The organism is Treponema parvum, assembly GCF_017893945.1.
GTDB classification, from domain to species: domain Bacteria; phylum Spirochaetota; class Spirochaetia; order Treponematales; family Treponemataceae; genus Treponema_D; species Treponema_D parvum_A.
This window is the reverse complement of the sequence record NZ_CP054257.1, coordinates 2,608,391-2,626,237: the sequence shown is the minus strand read 5'-3', so window position 1 is coordinate 2,626,237 and position 17,847 is coordinate 2,608,391. Positions and strand designations below refer to the sequence as shown.

Sequence of the window (17,847 nt, the reverse complement as noted above, 5' to 3'; positions counted from 1 at the left end):
ATACAAAATTGTGTATAATGTGATAATATTATGTTGATACCTTATTGATATGTATTAAAAATGTTGATAAGTGCATAAACTGTTGATAGAAGGAACAAACTTATCCAAGTTTTATTTTATTAAAACATATACGGATAGGGCACTTTTACACATAATAACAGGTCTTATTATTATTACTATTAAATTTAAAAATATAATAATATATAATGCCTGATGACAAATCTAAATTGTGCGCAAAAAAACGCACTGCTTACATTTGATCGAAAATTTCGATTTTCGACCGAGCGCAAGTTTAAAATTTATAGGAGAAAAAAATGAAATTTTCTTTTGACAGAGATTCGATGATAAAAGAAATTGCAATTGCTCAAGAAATAATAACGAACAAAAGTCCAATATCCATTCTTTCAAATATTCTGTTGGAAGCGGGAAAAAACACTCTTACGGTAAAGGCTTCCGACACTTCGGTAAATTTTATAACGCATATTCCTGTAAACGTTGAAGAAGAAGGATCCACCACTATATATTGCGACAAATTTATGAGTATACTGGCTTCTTTGCCGCAGGGAGAAATAGAATTTGAGCAGGAAGATATAAAGGTTACGATACGGCCTGTTTCCAAAAAGATAAAATTCCAGCTTAAAAGCATAGCCGGCGATAAATTCCCTGAAATTGCGACTACCGAAGAAACGTTCTTTGAAGTTTCTGCAAAGGATTTTAAAGAGATGATTTCTCAAACTATCTTTTCGGTTTCAGAAGACGGCAACAGATACTTTATGACGGGTGTCTTTTTTACGAAAAAAGAAGAAAACCTTGTTATGGTGGCGACCGACGGAAGAAGACTTTCCTATATAGAAAAGGACGTAACGAATCCCGTGCCTGATTTTCCTTCTTCAATCGTACCTGTAAAAATTCTCAACTGTGTTTTAAAAAATGCGTCGGACGAAGGCAGCATACTCGTTTCCGTTATCGACAAGATGATTTTCATAAAGTTCGGAAATTACGAATTTTCTTCGCTGCTTTTGGACGGGCAATTTCCGAATTATCAGCGCGTAATTCCGGAAAAGCAATCGTTCCACTTTAAAGTATACAAAAACGATTTGGAAGAAGCTTTAAAACGAACGGCTCTCATGATTGACAAAAAGATATGCAGACTTTTGTTTAAAATAAGCCCCGGAGTTCTAAAACTCATATCTCCCGAATCGGATATAGGTACGGCCGACGAAGAAATTCCATGCGAATATGCGGGTAACGAAATAACGTTGGCTTTGAATTACCGCTATATAGGCGATCCTTTAAAAGTGATCAAAACCGACAAGGTTGTATTTGAATTTACCGAAGTTATGAAAGCCATAACTTTAAGATCCGATCCCGCGGCAGATTATTTTCATATAATCATGCCGATGAATTTTGAATAATGCCTTTTTTGAATATTTCGCTTTATAACTTCAGGAATTTGAACAACAAGACGACCGATCTTTTTTCAAAAGAAGTTTATTTTGTAGGCGAAAACGGACAGGGAAAAAGCAATCTTCTTGAAGCCTTGTATTTTTCTTCTTATGGAAATTCTTTCAGAACGAATAACGAACATGAGATCGTAAAAGAAGGAGAAGAAAATTTCAGCATAAAATCTTTTTTTCGCACAGAAACCGATACCACGCAGACTATAAGCGTGATTTTTGAAAACGGTAAAAAGAAAATAGAAAAAAACGGAAAAAAGATACAGGACAGAAAAGAACTTATAAACACGATTCCGTGCGTGCTGTTTTGTCACGACGACCTTGCTTTTGCGACGGGAGAACCTGAGCGAAGAAGATTTTTTATAGATCAGTCCTTGTCGATGTACGATATTCTTTATTTGGACTTGCTGAGAAAATATAAAAAAATTTTAAAAAGCAGAAATTCCATTTTAAAAAGTCACGAATATGAAATGCTGCCAGTCTACAACGAACAGCTTGTGGAAAACGGCTTAATGATGCAAAAAAAAAGAAAGGATATGATTTTCCAATTCAATCAAATTTTCGGAAAACTATATGAAGACATAGCAGGCATAGAAGGAATTTCCATCTTTTACGAGCCTTCGTGGAAAGAATTGAAAGAAGGCGAAATAAAGCGTTTTCCTCTAAAAGATGAGATACTTTATCTTTTAAAGACGAAAGAAGACAATGATAAAATGGCGGAGACTACCCTTTACGGACCCCACCGCGATAAAATTTATTTTACAAAAGATAAAAAACCGTTTATTCCTTCCGCTTCTACGGGACAAAGAAGATTGATAGCTCTGATATTAAGGATAGCGCAAGCGGTGTTTTACACTAAGGTTACGGGAAAAAAGCCCGTCCTGCTCATGGACGACGTTATGCTTGAACTGGATCCCGAAAAAAGAAAGAAGGTTACATCGTCTTTGCCGGAATACGATCAAATGTTTTGCACGTTTTTGCCTGGGGAACCGTACGAAAGATATATGAGAAGCGGCACTAAAGTTTATTTTGTGAAAAACGGAGAATTAAGTGAACGGCAATTTTAAAGGGCAGGTTATAAATTGCGGCGATATGATAATGGACGTGTTTTCCTCTATCGATAAAGAGAAGTACAAAGAAAAAGAAGACGTTACTGAAGCGTGGAAAACGATAACGAAATCCGTAAAAAAAGGAAATTCGCAAGAAAATTTGGGTGAAAAATTATATTCCCACAGCTCTTTGGTGGAAATAAAAAACGGAATTTTATTGGTAGAAACGGATCACCCTGCATACATTCAGTTATTCCGAATGTATGAAAGATATATTTTAAAAGGGTTAAAGCAGCAGGTTCCCCAATTGGATATAAGAGCCTTATCTTTCAGGCTTAAAGGCAGCGCGGCCGTCTTATCCGAGAAGGAAAATAAAAAAGAATATGAAGAAAAAATGCGAATAGAAAAAGAATTTGAAAGGGAAGAAAAGGTTTTAAAAGACGTATATAAAGACAAAAAGATAAACGAAAATAAAGAAATTCCCTTGGAAATCATAGAATCGTTCAATAGAATAAAAAAGACTATGTTGACCAAAAGAGACGATTAATGTTATATTTTTTAACACTGCATTGAACATTGGAGCCTCACAGGTTCTTTAAATAAGGAGACGCGTTCACCATGTTACGGACATATCAACCAAGCAAAGTTAAACGCAATAGAAAATTCGGTTTTCGTGCAAGAATGGCGACCCGCGGAGGCAGACTTGTTCTTGCCCGCAGACGTGCAAAGGGTCGTGCAAAATTAACGATTTCGGACGAAAAAAAACCTTACTGATTTTGACAAATTAGGGATGGAAGCAGACTTGCTTTTGCCGGGACGATTTTATAGAAGTGAAAGAATAAAAAGTTCCGATGAAATTAGGAATCTGTTTAAAAACGGGGAAAGAGTAAGCGTTTCGGGCGCAAAGTTATTTTTTTTGCCTAACAGTCTTAAAATAAACAGAATTGCATTTACTCTTTCCCGACATTACGGTTCGGCCGTAAAACGAAATAGATCAAAACGATACAGCCGTGAAGTTTACAGGTCTTTTAAAACATATCTTAACGCAGGATACGATCTGTTGTTGCTTGTATATCCGGGAAACGATTCGTTCGGCATGCGGTATGTTCAATTTAGTTCATTATGTGATAAAGCAGGATTATTAAAAAAATGAAGAATTTTTTTATCAAATTTTTCTGTTTGCTTATCCGAATATATCAAGTCTGCATTTCTCCGTTATTTCCCAGATGCTGCAGGTTTTATCCTACCTGTTCGAATTACGCTATAGAAGCGATAAAAAAACACGGTTCGATAAAGGGAATATATTTGTCTTTTAAACGCATTGTTAGGTGTAACCCTTTTTGCAGCGGCGGTTATGATCCTGTTCCTTAAAAATTTGTTTGGAGTTTGATTTTATGGAAAAAAATACGATTTTGGCTATAGTGCTTTCCACCCTTGTTTTAGTCGGATTTATGTTTTTTCAGACTACGTTTTTTCCTGCAAAAAATGCGCCGGAAAACACTTCCAACGCCGGAAGCGTTCAGACTGCCGCGCCGGAACAGGTAAACGAAGCGGTAAAACCTTCCGTTCAGGCGGCGGTTGTTTCGGAACCTGAAAAGTCGGATGAAATTCTTACGGAAGAGAATTTTACCATAACGACGGACAAGGTAAGAGTCGTTTTTACAAACCGCGGCGGCGATATAGTAAGCTATGAACTGCTGGATCACCTTGACAGAGACACGGGCAAGGGAGTTGAACTTTCGGACAACGTTTCCAATACGAACAGAATGTGCGCTTTGGCTTTCGGTTCCGCTTCCAATCCTATAATAAACGACATATTTTTTTCAAAAAGGATAGATGACAACACTATAGGTTTTTTTAAGACTTTTAACATTAAAAACTCCGATAATACCGACAATGTTTTTACGATAGCAAAAACCTATACGTTTAAAAACGGAGAATACGCTTTTAAGCTCGACGTAACGGTAGACGGCGACACAGGTTCGAACGGGCTGAATTTCGGCGGAGCTTCTTATACGATCCGCACTTCTCCGCAGCTTGGGCCGCACTTTAACAGAAAAACCGACAGGTATGAATCGCGCCAATTTATCGCATATAACGGCGATAAATCGAAAAGAATCGTTCTTTCGGACAAGCAATTCAAAGAATACGATAAGGGAAACATGTCTTGGGTAGGAATAGGCGGAAAATACTTTGTAGGACTGATCATTCCGGAAAACAAATCGATCGTAAAAAGCGCTTATTATTCGTCTTTGATGGAGATAAACGATTATGCCAACGCGCAGGCTTTGTTAGTGCGCGACGCGTTTAACGGCGGAAAAATCAACGATACTTATTATCTGTATTTCGGACCCAGGAATGAAAAGGATCTGCACAGGTACAATTCACCTGAAAACAACGCTTGGAATCTTAAAGGACAAAACTTAGGCGAGAGTCTGCAGTCAAACGGATTTCTTTCATGGCTTGAAACGGCTTTAAAATGGATGATGGAAATGATATACAAGGTTGTTCCGAACTGGGGCGCTTCCATCATAATACTTACGATTTTCCTTAAGATGATAATGTTCCCGCTCACTAAAAAAAGCTCTATGGGAACACTTAAAATGCAGGAATTGCAGCCGGAATTGCAGGCCATACAGGCGAAATACAAGGATAATCCGCAAAAATTACAGGCTGAAACGGCAAAGGTATACAAGGCCGCCGGATATAATCCCGTTTCCGGATGTTTGCCCATGGTTTTTATGTTCGTGATTTTATTTGCGATGTTCAACCTTTTCAACAATTATTTTGAATTCCGCGGAGCCATGTTCATTCCCGGCTGGATACCCGATCTTTCCGTCGGTGACAGTATTTATACGTTTAAATTTACGATACCGTTTATCGGAAACGAACTTAGGCTTTTGCCCATAATTTACGTGGTTTCTCAGCTTTTGTTCGGAAAAATCACTCAGAACGGCGGAACTATGACGGGTTCGTCCGCAGCGCAGATGAAGATAATGATGTACGGAATGCCATTGTTTTTCTTCTTTATTTTTTACAATGCGCCGTCAGGCCTTTTGCTTTACTGGACGGTTTCCAATTTTGTACAGCTCATTCAACAGCTTGTGATTAACGGTATCATGAACAAGAAAAAAGCCGCGCTTGCGGCGAACGGAAAGACGGCCGTAAGCGGAAGGTCTTCCAACATAAAACAATTTCCTAAAAATAAACGATAGAGGATATTTATGATCTACGAATACGAAGCGAAAACCGAAAAAGAAGCCATAGAGATGGCGGCTAACGAGCTTGGCCTTGCCAGAGAGCAATTCGACGTGGAAATTCTTGAAACGCAAAAGAGTTCCATCTTTAAAAAAGGATTTGTAAAGATAAGAGTGCATACGGACAGCCCCGAAGTTGCGCCGGAATTTGACGGAAAAATACCCGCAAAAAAAACGTTTGCGGATCCGGTTCCCCAGGAAGGGTTTGAAAAAAAACTGACGGAATTTATTGAAACTTTGACCGAAAAAATGGGGTATAAGGTAAAAGTGAACGTCATGTTCCGCGAAGAGCGGAAAATAGGAATAAAACTCGAATCCGATAATTCTTCGATTTTGATAGGCCGTAAAGGTAAAAACCTTGACGCCCTGCAGCTGCTTGCAAATGTGTACGCGGGACGGTTGGGACATGAAGATACCAGAGTTATCCTTGATACCGAAAATTATCGCATAAGGCGGGAAGAGCTGCTTGTGCGAATGGCGTATGTAACGGCCGATAAGGTGCGCTCTATGCACAGTTCGATTTTGCTCGAACCTATGAATCCTTTTGAACGCCGCCTTATTCATACAACTTTGAACGATATTCCGGATATTGAAACTAAAAGCGAAGGTGAAGGTTTATACAAGCAGGTAAGAGTTTTGTATAAGGGAGTGCGATAACATGTTCAAACCGAAGAAAAAGACGTTTTTGCTGCTTTCTTTTTCGGTTATTTTTTTTATGCCTATGCTTTATGCTCAGACTTATCTTATAGAGGATATTTTAGATATAAAGCTCATAAAAGAATTGAAAGAAAAGGGAGCGGTTAAACACACTCTTGAAAAGGACGAAAAACAGTTAACCCTTATTCCCGACACGCCGATTGCAAAAAGAGCGGCGGTCTTTCACGGAAATGAAAAAGACGAAGATCCTTCGTTTATTTCCGAGTCCTTATATTTGGTAAAAAAATCGGATCTGATAGCAAAAAGCGAAAAACCTGATCCCGACGTGTCGATAGACGAAGTTTCAAGGATAGTCCGTTCCATCTCTAAAATGAAGGGAATGATGTATTTTTCAAACAGCCGTCAGGAGTGGGACGTTTTGTATTCGGAATCTTATATGATCGAAGGGCCCGATTCCGATACGCCGATTCCCGATATGCTTGAAGGTTCCGCAGACGGATTAAAACTTTACTGTTTTCAGAACGAACACGCTTTCGGCGGCAGCAAATATTCTTTAACATATAATCAAAGCGAAAGCGAAGTATCCGTAACGTTTCAGAATCTGGATCCGCTGAAATACACGTTCATTCGGGCTGTAAAAAAGGGCAACATGAATATAAACGTGGTTGTTACCGACTGCGGAGAAAGTTTTTTGGTATACATGGTTATACAGGCGCGGATTTTGAGGTGGTCGGTTCTTGAAAAAAGAATGAATAAGTCTTTAAATGCCCGGCTCGACGCGATTTACAAATGGTTTACGGAACAATTTTGATTTTTTGAGGTCTATATGAAAAGCGGAATAAAAAATAAAAAAATATTATCGGCGTTAATTTTGTTTTGTGCGGTTGTTATGAATTCTTATACAAAACCTACGGAGAAGAGCATGAAAGCTATAGAAGGAAAAAACGGTATTTTTGCAATTATGGAAACATCCAAAGGGGACATAGTTCTTGAATTGAATTATAAAAAAGCTCCTTTGACGGTTACTAATTTTGTGGGCCTTGCGGAAGGGACTTTAAACGCATCGAAGGGAAAACCGTTTTACGACGGACTTAAATTTCACAGAGTGATTCCCGATTTTATGATTCAAGGCGGCGACCCGCTTGGAACCGGCACTGGAGGTCCGGGTTATAAATTTGCCGATGAAATCGACGACGAATTGAAATTCACGGGACCGGGAATTTTGGCAATGGCGAATGCCGGCGCCGGTACGAACGGAAGCCAGTTTTTTATCACACATGTGGAAACGCCTTGGCTTAACGGAAAACATACGATTTTCGGCCGGGTTCTTGAAGGACAGGACGTTGTAAACAGGATTCAACAAAACGATAAAATTTTAAAAGTAAATATAATACGCCAAGGCGATGAAGCAAAAAAAATGACGGCCGGGCAAAAAGATTTTGACGATTTGGCGGAAAAAGCACAGACTGCCGCCGCCAGAAAAAAAGAGGCCGCATTCGCCGAACAGATAAAAGTTATAGAAAAAAAATTTCCCGGTTACGAAAAAGATCCTAACGGAATTTATTACAAGATCGCCAAGGAAGGAAGCGGAAATAAAACCGGAAAAGGAAAAAACGTTTTGGTGGATTATAAAGGTTATTTGATTTCGGGAAAGGTTTTCGATCAGTCGAAGGGAAGAGAGCCGCTTTCTTTTAAAACCGCCGCCGGACAGATGATTCCGGGTTTTGATCTTATGGTACAGGACATGAAACTCGGCGAAAGCCGAACGATCGTAATTCCGCCCGGCCTTGCCTACGGTGAGCGCGGATATCCGGGCGTAATTCCCGAAAACGCATATTTGGCTTTCGATCTTGAACTGATAAAGAACTGAAAAATATGGAAGCTGGGCAGCAAAGAGATATAGAACAATTTTACAAAGATTTTTCGGACAAGGTAAAAGATATTGTAGTTTCTTTGGAATTCGTAAGTTTGGAAGCGGAACAATGTGTTTTTGAAGCTCTAAATTTAAAGAAAAATGCTTCCGGACAGCTGTGGGGACTTTTGGTTTTTTGCTCGAAAAACATTTATTTTTATGTAGTTCCGTATGAATCTTCCGTAAATATCATATTAAGACGAACTTTCGGCGGAAAAAGGGTTCAGGAGCAGCTTTTGAATATCACCGAGCTGGATTCGCTTGAATTTAAAAAACCGCCTAAAAAATGGTATGATTTTTTGTTTTATACGGGATTCGGAAAGATCGATATGGAATTTTACGACAAACAAGGAAACAAGATGACGGTGCATGTTTCTACGCAGCACAAGGCGGACGTCGTGTTGGAAAAAATAGCGGCTGTGAAAACCGTTGACGTATGAAAAATTTGATAATTTGTATTGTTTTTTTTGCCGGCGGATCAGTTTTTTTAGCTGCAGGATTTTATTTCCTTTCGGAAAGATATCTTAAGAGTATCTGTGAAAATATAACGGATCCGGACAAAAAGGCTTCCAGACGATTTTTAGGAATATCGGCGGGACGTTTTTCGATTTTTGTCGGCACCTTGACTGTGATATGCGGCTTTTTATTCGTTATAATACCCGAAGTAAAATATTTTATCGCTTTAATTTATATGATCGTATTGACGGCGGCATTTTTTATTTTGATAAATATTTTTAAAACCGGCATAAAATAAGATTTTATTATGAAAATTCCCGCAGAAAAACTTGAGCCCAAACTCATAGCTCTTGATCTTGACGACACTCTCTTAACCGAAGACCTGCTCATAACACAGCGGACGAAAAACTGTTTAAAAAAGGCGGCGGAAAAAGGAATCTATATTGTTTTATGTTCCGGCAGGGTGGAAAATTCCGTTTTACGGTATGCAAAACAGCTTGATCTAAGCGGTACGGAAGAGGGGCGTTATGTAGTGTGCCTGAACGGCGCCGTAGTATACGATGTGCATAAGAACAGCGGCATTTATTCGCGAAAGGTAAGCGGTGAAATTTTATTATCGGTATATGACGAGGTAAAAAAATACAATCTGACTCCGAATGTCTACGAAGATTCTACCGTGGTTACGCCCGTCGACAACGAGTGGACAAGGCGGGACGCATCGCTTTGCAAGCTTCCCATGAAAATTATTCCCGAATTTGAAAAAGTTTTGCAAAAAGGTTCTGCAAAAATGATGGTTTCAGGTCCGCCTGAAATTTTACCGGAAGTTCAAAGCAGATTAAAAGAGCTGCTCGGCAAAAAAGCCGTCATATTTACAAGCAAACCGTACTTTCTTGAAATTATGCCGCCCGAATGCGGAAAAGGCGAAGCGCTCTTGTGGCTCATACAAAGGTTGAATATCCCGCAAAAAAATCTTATGGCGTTCGGCGACAGCATGAACGACGAAACAATGATCCGAAAAGCGCCGATGTCGGTGGCCATGTTGAACGGCCTGGAATATATTAAAGACCTTGCCGCCTTTGTAACACGGAAGACCAACAACGAAGACGGAGTTGCGGATTTTTTGGAATCATACGTCCTTTAAAGAGTTTGGAAATATCGCAGGTTTTATGCCGAGGGCTTTTATGAGAGCAGAGCTTCTTTTTTCAGCCGCTCGGGACGCTTGGGAATTTTTTTTATCACAGCGGCTTTTTTTTACGGCGCGTATCAACAGGTTTTTAGGCGTATGCTGTGAATCTATGAATTCCAAAACTTGCACCTTATAGCCGGAGCTTTCAAGAAAGTCTGCACGCAGAGCGTCGGTTACTATTGCGGAAAAACGGTCTTTTAATATTCCGTGCTTTAAAACGGACGCAAAAATATCTTTTTCATCTGAAATATCCGATTTTTGACTTTTAAACCGGCTTTCAAGCTGGGAATTTATTTCATGCTGGCAGCAGGGGACGCTTAAAATTGCCTTGACGCGGTTTTCTACGGCGTAAAGTAAAGCGTAGTCCGTAGCCGTATCGCATGCGTGCAAGGTGATCATGATGTCGGGAGAAAATGAGGATTTATGATCGGCAATATTTCCCACTTCAAAGGAAAGATCTTTATAGCCGCATTGTTTTGAAAGCGCCGAGCAGTATTCTATTACGTCTTCTTTTAAATCCAGCCCTACGATTTTTGCGTCGATCTTTTTTATTTGAGTTAAATAGTGATAGACGGCGAACGTCAGATAAGACTTGCCGCACCCGAAGTCCGCAATGCGTAAGGGGCGCGTATTTCCGGAAAGCGAAGATAAGGCCGCTTTATCCGTTTCTTCTTTTCGGATCAGGGAAAGAACGTCGTCGATAATATCGTCTATAAATTCCAAAAAACGGTTTATCTGCCGGAATTTGTCGTGCTTTGAGGATATGATTTTTCCCGAAGGAGTCATTATGCCGAGCATAACCAAAAACGGTACGGGTTCACCTTCGCAGATAAGATAATTTTTCTTTTTTTTAAAGTCCTGCAATAAAGGTTTGTCGGATGTTTTTTTTGAGAGCCTTGAAACATGGCCGCTTTTATTTCCTAAAACGGTGATTTCTTCCGTTTCCGTACGATACACACATTGTAAAAACGTTTTTCCCGCATTGTCGTCTATAAAAGCAAGAAGTTCTTTTTCAGAAAAAGTTTTGTGAAAAACCTGCGTTTTGGTAAAAAATTCCGCAAAATAATTTATTTTAGCGTTTTTATGAACGGGACGGACCTTTATTCTCAGACAATTTTGCGGTATTCCGGACGGATTTTCCTGGCAGGCTGTTTTTTGTTTCGGGTTCGGTTTGGAAAAAGAAACGGATAAGATCATATGCTTCTCAAATTTACACTGTATACTAAATTCTTTAAAAATGATATAGTCGTTTGCATGGGACAATGTTTTGTTTTTGTAAATCAAAAAGGTGGAGTAGGAAAGACGACTTCGGCCATAAACATAGGGGCATATGTGGCGCTTTCCGGAAAGACCGTTTTATTGATTGATTTTGATTCTCAAGGAAATATGTCCAGCGGTATAGGTTTGCCCAAAGAAAAACCTACCGTTTACGAATTATTGTCCGGATCGGTGCCGGCTGAAAAAATTATTCGACACACATCGGTAAAAAACCTTGATGCCATAGGTGCTTCTATAGATCTTTCGGGCGCGGCTATCGAGCTTGTGGATCAGGAAAACAGAGAATTTTTTTTGAAAAATGCACTGGCGTCCATAAAAGATAAATACGATTACATTTTTATCGACTGCCCTCCGTCCTTGGGAATTTTAACTTTAAACGGCTTGGCTGCGGCCGATAAAGTGCTTGTTCCCATGCAGTGTGAATATTTTGCGCTTGAGGGAATAACGCTTTTGCTCCAAACGGTTAAAAAAGTTCAAAAAAGCATAAATCCAGGTCTAGTCATAGGCGGAATTTTTTTTACCATGTATGATTCCCGCACCCGCTTGGCACAGGACGTGGTTATGCAGGTAAAATCGTATTTTAAAGACATTGTTTTTAATACGATCATTCCGAGAAACGTCCGCCTTTCAGAGGCACCTTCTCACGGACTTCCGATATGCGAATATGACGCTTTGTGTGCCGGAGCCAAAAGCTATGAAAGTCTTGCCAAAGAGGTGATGCGCCGTGGCTAAGAAAAAAGGTTTGGGACGAGGGATCGACGCTCTCATGTCTTCCGGCGACATTCCCGAGACAAAAACGGGTACCGAAGCCGGGAGAGCGGAGTTTAAAGAGCGTTTGGATTTGCCCAAAGGCGTTACGGCCGATAAAAACGGAACTCTTTGGATAGATCCGGCCTTATTAAAGCCTAATCCCCATCAACCCCGCCGAGAATTTGTAAAAGAAGACCTTCAGGAATTGTCGGATTCCATACGTGAAAACGGCGTTTTGCAGCCGATTCTCATAGAAGATGCGAACGACGGAACCTTTTATATAATAGCCGGGGAGCGGCGCACGAGAGCTTCCATCATTGCGGGATTAAAAAAAGTTCCCGTTTTGCTCGGAAAATTCAATGAAGTAAAAAAACTTGAAATTGCTCTCATCGAAAACATTCAAAGAGAAGATCTGAACCCTATAGACGAAGCGAGAGCATATTTTAAACTTATGGAATTAGGGGATTTAAGCCAAGAAGATGTTGCAAGACGTGTGGGCAAAAACCGTTCTACGGTTGCAAATTCCATGAGACTTTTAAAACTGCCGGAAGATATTCAGTCGTCTTTGATAAGCGGACAAATCTCCGCCGGACACGCAAGAGCCCTGCTTTCGGTGGAAAACGCTTCGGACCAAAGAATCTTATTCGGAAAAATAGTAGGAAATTTTCTTTCGGTGCGGGATGCGGAACAGCTTGCCGCCGAATATAACGGTTTAAAAAAGAAGGTTCTTAAAGCCGAAAAAACAGAACATAAAGATCCGGATCTGTCGGCTATAGAACAAAAATTCATAGAAGCCTTAGGTACAAAGGTCGTAATTAAGGGCGATCTTAAAGCCGGTTCCATACGGATAGATTATTTTAGCAAAGACGATTTGGACAGGCTGTATTCGCTTTTTACCGAAAGTTTAAATTGAACGGCACGATTTCAGACGTTCCTTAAAATTGAACGAAGGAGAAAATTTCAATTTTCGACTGAGTGCAATTAGTGCGCTTTTTGCGCATAATCCAATCTTAAACGCGAATTGAAGACAGAACTTTTCCTATCGGATAACGGATAACAAGATCCGCCCTTGAATCGCTTGAAGTTTCCGACTTATTTATGAGAACGAGCTTATTCCCGCTAAAATAGTCTATGAGCCCTGCGGCAGGATACACCACAAGGGATGTTCCGCCTATTATAAGCATATCGGCCTTTGAGATAGCCGCAACGGCGCCTGTGATAACGTTATTGTCCAAACCTTCTTCGTATAAAACAACGTCGGGCTTTATGAGGCCGCCGCATTTAGTGCAGTGAGGAAGTTTGTCCTGAGAATTTTCGCTGTCGCAGATAACGTCGACGCTGTAAGGCGCTCCGCAGTTCATGCAAAAATTCCTCATAACGCTGCCGTGCAATTCAAAAACGCATTTGCTTCCCGCCGCCTGATGTAAACCGTCGATGTTTTGAGTGATCACGGCTTTTAACTTTCCTTTTTTTTCAAGCTCGGCAAGTTTCAGATGCGCCGCGTTCGGAGCGACGCCTTTTATTATAAGTTTTTTGCGGTAAAATTCGTAAAATTCAGCGGTCTTTTCCATAAAAAAACTGTGACTTATGATAGTTTCAGGCGGATATTTCCATTGTTGATAATAAAGACCGTCTTGGCTCCTGAAATCGGGAATGCCGCTTTCAGTAGAGACGCCTGCACCGCCGAAAAACACGATATTATCGCTTTCGTCTATGTATTCCTGAAGTTTTTTAATAAGATCCTGAAAATCATTTTCCATAATCAGCTTTAAAATTATAACACGGAAATCGCTTTAGAGGAAAGGAAATTGAACTGAGGTGAAATGAGAGGAATTTACGTCCGGAGGGCTATAAAAACACTTGATTTTTGCCGATAAAGTAGACATGGAAATTTTAAAATTCGCCGCACCGTTTGCGCTTTTATTTTGTCTTTCTTCGGCGACAGCCCAAACACAGGCAAGACCGCTTTATCAGCTTTCCCCGATGCCTTTAAAAGAAGAAACAACCGATACGGCAACTCAAAATATAATAGCCGGAAACGACGCCGGTTTATTCAGGATAACCGGCAGCAATACGGCTCTTCCGTTGTGGACGGAAGGGCGAGTAAAACAAATTCTGCGAACCGAAACGGTCGGCAAAACGGGAAATACGGAAGAGCATTGGTATTTTATTACGTCCAAGGGAATTCTTTACTCTCAGGATTTAAACGAGTTTGAATTCAGAAATACCGGCCTTCCCTACCTTGTTATCCACGAATATGATGAACAAAAAGACGATTATACGCAGCAAATAGAAGATCTGAAGGATATATGTGCCAATCCCCTTAATCCCATGCAGCTTGTAACCGCAACGAAGGACAACGTATATATCAGTTTTGACGGCGGATTAAATTGGAAATCGCTGGGATCGATGAGTAAGACTACGGCAGGAATAAAAGCGGTCGCAATAGCCGATATGCCGCATTTTGCGCCTGACGGAAATTTTTACGGCACGGATTTGGCAGTTTTTATGTCGCACCCTATATTCGGACTGTCTTATATTATGCCCAACGATCAAAAACCCGCTTGGACCGATGTGACATCCGGATTTAAAATGATGTCGTCGCTTACCGCGCCGGATGAAATTTCCGATATTTTACCGGTGCTCAAGGCCGACGCCGAAGGCAGAAATTACGTTGATATTTATATTTCACAGACGTTCATACCTAATATCTACAGGTTTAATTGGGAAAAGAAAAAAGGAGAACTTCTGTACGGCGGCAATGAACCAAGCGACACGGTAGAGTCCTTAGTCAACGTTGGAGACACTTTGTTATTCACAAGGCCTTCAGATGTCGGAACCTTCAATCTTAAAGAACAAAAAGAAGTAGGAACACCGGAAAAATTTTCTTTGTGGAAAGAAAGATTCGATTCTTTATTTTTTCCGGTACAAACGGCATGGATTCCTAAAGCGGCTGCGGGTTTTGAAAAGGGTTTTGTTCTTAATGAATTGTGGATGCTCTATCCTGAAAAGATAGGTTCAAAGTACGCAAACGTTATTAAAGACAATAAGCGAAGCTTATATATACCGCCGTATCAAGTGCGTAAGCAATTAGGTTCGGAAGGCATAGATAAATTTCTTTCGATCGTGGAAGAAAACGGTTTAAACAGCGTCGTAATAGATATGAAAGACGATTACGGTCTTTTGCGTTACAGCACAAAAGACCCGCTTGTAGCGCAAAAAGCGACGGAAAGCCAATATTCCGTAGATATAGATCAGTTTATTTCCAAATTTAAAGAAAAAGACATATACCTTATCGCCCGCATAGTCGTATTTAAAGACAAGAATTTAGCCAGATACGGCGGCGGGAAATACGCCGTATGGGACGCCGTAACCGGCAGGGCTTGGGTCGGAATAAAAGGATATGAAGACGTTAAAAATGAAGAAGGAACAATTATCGGAAAAGAAACCGTTTACTATGATGAAAATTGGGTTGATCCGTATTCGGCTGAAGTTTGGGAATATAATGTGGGGATTGCGAAGGAGCTGATTGCGCGAGGATTTGATGAAATTCAGTTTGATTATATAAGGTTTCCTACAGACGGATATAATTTAAAAAATGCGCGTTTCCGCTGGCATTCTCAAGGCATGACAAAGGAATCGGCACTTATGTCTTTTTTAGCCTACGCCAGAAAGCAAATAGAAGCGCCTTTGGGAATAGATATTTACGGGGCGAACGGCTGGTATCGCAGCGGCGCACGGACGGGTCAAGACGTTGAAATGCTTTCAAATTACGTAGATGTGATTTGTCCTATGTTTTATCCGAGCCATTTTGAACAGGATTTTTTGCTTTATGAACCGGTGGCGGAGCGGCCTTATCGCATATATTTTTACGGCGCATATAGAAATTCTATCATCGGGAGAAACAGAATCATCGTGCGCCCGTGGGTTCAGGCATTTTATTTAAATGTAAGATACGACAGGCAGTTTTACAGCAAGGAATATGTAAGACAGCAGCTGTTCGGCATCCGCGATTCCGTAAACAAGGGATATATGTATTGGAATAACGTAGGTAACTACAGCATGATCCAGCCGGATATAGGCGAAGAGCCGTATTCCGGAAAGACAAAAGAAGCCGGCAGGGAATACAGAAAACCCGCTTTCGGTATTTCCGAAAATGCTAAAAATAAAAGCGATTCGGAAGGTCAAAGGACATTGCCGTCCATATCCGTCATTGACAGTGTTCGTAAATATGAAAGTCCTGAAAAAAACAGGTTTTTGAATATATTCAAACTGCCGTCGACGTCGATATTTTAATAAGCGGTAATTGAAGTTATTATAAAAATCATATAATTTTTAATATATCATGGAAACCATCACTTACACGCCCGAAGAATCGATTGCGGCGGTCGCCACAGGGCTTATTCCTTCGGCGCTCGGCGTTATACGGACTACGGGCAAAGACAGCATAGAAATGATTTCACGTCTTTTTTCAAGGCCCAAGGCTTTGTTGTCGGCCGGCGGGAATTCGATCGTTTACGGTTGGATTATCGATCCTTTAAAAAAGGAAAACGGCGAAGACGGGCGCGTAGATGAAGTTTTGATAAGCGTATTTAAATCTCCTAAAAGTTTTACCGGCGAAAACATGGCCGAAATAAGCTGTCACGGCGGAATCGCCGTTGTGACGGAAATTTACAACCTGCTTTTAAAAAACGGTTTTAGAAAAGCCTTGAGGGGAGAATTTACTTTTCGGGCGTATATTAACGGTAAAACGGATCTGACAAGGGCAGAAGCTATCAGGGAAATAATAGAAAGCAAAACCGATAAGTCCTCCGGAAGGGCGGCAGGCAGACTGGCAGGTTCCGTATACGATCAGATAAAAGACATTCAGCAGTTGATAGTTAAAACAATAGCCGCAATCGAAGTGGGCATTGAATATCCTGAAGACGAGCAAACCATAGCGGATGCGTTTGACAGCACGGATCTGTTGTCCGCAGCTGAAAAACTTAAAAGTCTTTCGGATTCTTGGAAGAGTGAAAAACTGTATCAGGACGGCGCCAGAGTAGTTTTGTGCGGCAAGACCAATGTAGGAAAGTCAAGTTTGTTCAACGCCCTTTTAAAAGAGGACAGGTCTATAGTTTCGGATATAGAAGGAACGACAAGAGATTGGATTGAAAGCTGGGTGAATTTTGACGGGGTTCCCGCCCGCTTGTTTGATACGGCGGGCTTACGCAAGACCGAAGACCTTATAGAACAAAGCGGAGTCGAGCGGACAAAAGATTTGTCAAAAGATGCGGATATAGTTTTATATTTGGCCGACGCTTTGGACAGTTCTAAAGAAAAAGAAAAAATAATCACGGAAGAATTAACGGCGCTGCTGCCCGACGATAAAATTCCCGTATTGTTTGTTTGGAACAAATGCGATACACTTGCTTCCGGTTTTGAAGAAGCGGGTCTGCCGTATTTAAGGGAGGATAGCATAAAAAAAATTCCGGCGTTAAAAGGACAACTCCATATAAGCGCTAAAACGGGAAAAGGCATAGCCGCTCTTTCTGAGGCGGTAAAAAACGTCCTTACAGGTTCTTTGGAAACGGACAGGGAAAAAGCCGGGCTCGGCTCTTCACGGCAGGAAAAAAATGTAAAAGAAGCGTATGAATGCGTCACACATGCTCTAAAAAGCGTAAATGAAAATTATTCGCTCGACGCCGCCGTTCAGGATTTGGAGGACAGTCTGGAAGCGCTTGCGGAAGTTACGGGCGAAGTTACGCCGGACGATATTTTGGAAACGATCTTTTCAAATTTTTGCGTCGGAAAGTAAACTAAAAATGAGCGGCGCGGAAAACAAGCGGTTCGGAAAATCGGCAGC

The 17,847-nt window shown here is 40.7% G+C and carries 19 protein-coding genes; 17 read left to right on the top strand and 2 right to left on the bottom strand.

Annotated elements, in window-relative coordinates; all coding sequences use genetic code 11:
* The first annotated feature begins 314 nt into the window (after window positions 1–314).
* The 13 genes from dnaN (at window position 315) to HRI96_RS11630 (ending at window position 9,929) form a co-directional block, all read left to right on the top strand.
* Complete coding sequence (gene dnaN / locus HRI96_RS11695) at window positions 315–1,415, top strand: DNA polymerase III subunit beta (protein WP_210117517.1); 1,101 nt, start codon at window positions 315–317, stop codon at window positions 1,413–1,415.
* A complete protein-coding gene (gene recF, locus HRI96_RS11690) occupies window positions 1,415–2,524 on the top strand; it encodes a DNA replication/repair protein RecF (RefSeq protein ID WP_210117516.1) in 1,110 nt (369 codons plus the stop codon). Before dnaN ends, recF begins: the two co-directional genes overlap by 1 nt.
* Window positions 2,508–3,053 (top strand): DciA family protein, encoded by a 546-nt coding sequence (locus tag HRI96_RS11685; protein WP_210117515.1) that lies wholly within the window; start codon window positions 2,508–2,510, stop codon window positions 3,051–3,053. Before recF ends, HRI96_RS11685 begins: the two co-directional genes overlap by 17 nt.
* A 71-nt stretch (window positions 3,054–3,124) precedes the next feature.
* Complete coding sequence (gene rpmH, locus HRI96_RS11680) at window positions 3,125–3,280, top strand: 50S ribosomal protein L34 (protein WP_210117514.1); 156 nt, start codon at window positions 3,125–3,127, stop codon at window positions 3,278–3,280.
* A gap of 16 nt (window positions 3,281–3,296) precedes the next feature.
* A complete protein-coding gene (gene rnpA, locus HRI96_RS11675) occupies window positions 3,297–3,659 on the top strand; it encodes a ribonuclease P protein component (protein WP_210117513.1) in 363 nt (120 codons plus the stop codon).
* On the top strand, window positions 3,656–3,877 hold the full coding sequence (gene yidD / locus HRI96_RS11670) for a membrane protein insertion efficiency factor YidD (protein WP_210117512.1): 222 nt from the start codon (window positions 3,656–3,658) through the stop codon (window positions 3,875–3,877). Before rnpA ends, yidD begins: the two co-directional genes overlap by 4 nt.
* A gap of 23 nt (window positions 3,878–3,900) precedes the next feature.
* Window positions 3,901–5,721 carry a membrane protein insertase YidC gene (gene yidC / locus HRI96_RS11665; RefSeq protein ID WP_210117511.1) on the top strand — a complete coding sequence of 607 codons (1,821 nt, stop codon included), beginning with the start codon at window positions 3,901–3,903 and terminating at the stop codon, window positions 5,719–5,721.
* A 9-nt stretch (window positions 5,722–5,730) separates the two neighbouring features.
* Window positions 5,731–6,420: an RNA-binding cell elongation regulator Jag/EloR gene (jag, locus tag HRI96_RS11660; protein ID WP_210117510.1), complete on the top strand. Its 690-nt coding sequence runs from the start codon at window positions 5,731–5,733 to the stop codon at window positions 6,418–6,420.
* Window position 6,421: 1 nt separating this feature from the next.
* Window positions 6,422–7,231 carry a DUF6675 family protein gene (locus HRI96_RS11815; protein WP_256729244.1) on the top strand — a complete coding sequence of 270 codons (810 nt, stop codon included), beginning with the start codon at window positions 6,422–6,424 and terminating at the stop codon, window positions 7,229–7,231.
* Window positions 7,232–7,309: 78 nt separating this feature from the next.
* Window positions 7,310–8,290 carry a peptidylprolyl isomerase gene (locus tag HRI96_RS11645; RefSeq protein ID WP_430741164.1) on the top strand — a complete coding sequence of 327 codons (981 nt, stop codon included), beginning with the start codon at window positions 7,310–7,312 and terminating at the stop codon, window positions 8,288–8,290.
* 5 nt (window positions 8,291–8,295) lie between these two features.
* Window positions 8,296–8,772, top strand: a complete 477-nt coding sequence (locus HRI96_RS11640) for a hypothetical protein (RefSeq protein WP_210117506.1) — start codon at window positions 8,296–8,298, stop codon at window positions 8,770–8,772.
* On the top strand, window positions 8,769–9,086 hold the full coding sequence (locus tag HRI96_RS11635) for a hypothetical protein (RefSeq protein ID WP_210117505.1): 318 nt from the start codon (window positions 8,769–8,771) through the stop codon (window positions 9,084–9,086). Before HRI96_RS11640 ends, HRI96_RS11635 begins: the two co-directional genes overlap by 4 nt.
* Window positions 9,087–9,095: 9 nt before the next feature.
* A complete protein-coding gene (locus HRI96_RS11630) occupies window positions 9,096–9,929 on the top strand; it encodes a Cof-type HAD-IIB family hydrolase (protein ID WP_210117504.1) in 834 nt (277 codons plus the stop codon).
* Here the strand turns inward: HRI96_RS11630 and HRI96_RS11625 are convergent.
* Window positions 9,915–11,171, bottom strand: coding sequence for a class I SAM-dependent methyltransferase (locus HRI96_RS11625; RefSeq protein ID WP_210117503.1), 1,257 nt, complete (start codon window positions 11,169–11,171; stop codon window positions 9,915–9,917). The two genes, HRI96_RS11630 and HRI96_RS11625, sit on opposite strands and share 15 nt — an antisense overlap.
* A gap of 57 nt (window positions 11,172–11,228) precedes the next feature.
* On the opposite strand from HRI96_RS11625, the gene HRI96_RS11620 reads away from it, so the two are divergent.
* Both HRI96_RS11620 and HRI96_RS11615 read left to right on the top strand, forming a co-directional pair.
* On the top strand, window positions 11,229–11,984 hold the full coding sequence (locus tag HRI96_RS11620) for a ParA family protein (RefSeq protein WP_210117502.1): 756 nt from the start codon (window positions 11,229–11,231) through the stop codon (window positions 11,982–11,984).
* The gene (locus tag HRI96_RS11615) at window positions 11,977–12,915 is read left to right on the top strand and encodes a ParB/RepB/Spo0J family partition protein (protein WP_210117501.1); all 939 of its coding nucleotides are present in this window, start codon (window positions 11,977–11,979) and stop codon (window positions 12,913–12,915) included. The genes HRI96_RS11620 and HRI96_RS11615 overlap by 8 nt, the downstream gene beginning before the upstream one ends.
* A gap of 97 nt (window positions 12,916–13,012) precedes the next feature.
* Here the strand turns inward: HRI96_RS11615 and HRI96_RS11610 are convergent, their stop codons facing one another.
* Window positions 13,013–13,762 carry an NAD-dependent protein deacylase gene (locus HRI96_RS11610; RefSeq protein WP_210117500.1) on the bottom strand — a complete coding sequence of 250 codons (750 nt, stop codon included), beginning with the start codon at window positions 13,760–13,762 and terminating at the stop codon, window positions 13,013–13,015.
* 100 nt (window positions 13,763–13,862) lie between these two features.
* On the opposite strand from HRI96_RS11610, the gene HRI96_RS11605 reads away from it, so the two are divergent.
* Both HRI96_RS11605 and mnmE read left to right on the top strand, forming a co-directional pair.
* Complete coding sequence (locus HRI96_RS11605; protein WP_256729242.1) at window positions 13,863–16,298, top strand: putative glycoside hydrolase; 2,436 nt, start codon at window positions 13,863–13,865, stop codon at window positions 16,296–16,298.
* Between the two features lie 49 nt (window positions 16,299–16,347).
* Window positions 16,348–17,799, top strand: a complete 1,452-nt coding sequence (mnmE, locus tag HRI96_RS11600; RefSeq protein ID WP_210117499.1) for a tRNA uridine-5-carboxymethylaminomethyl(34) synthesis GTPase MnmE — start codon at window positions 16,348–16,350, stop codon at window positions 17,797–17,799.
* Window positions 17,800–17,847: the final 48 nt, after the last annotated feature.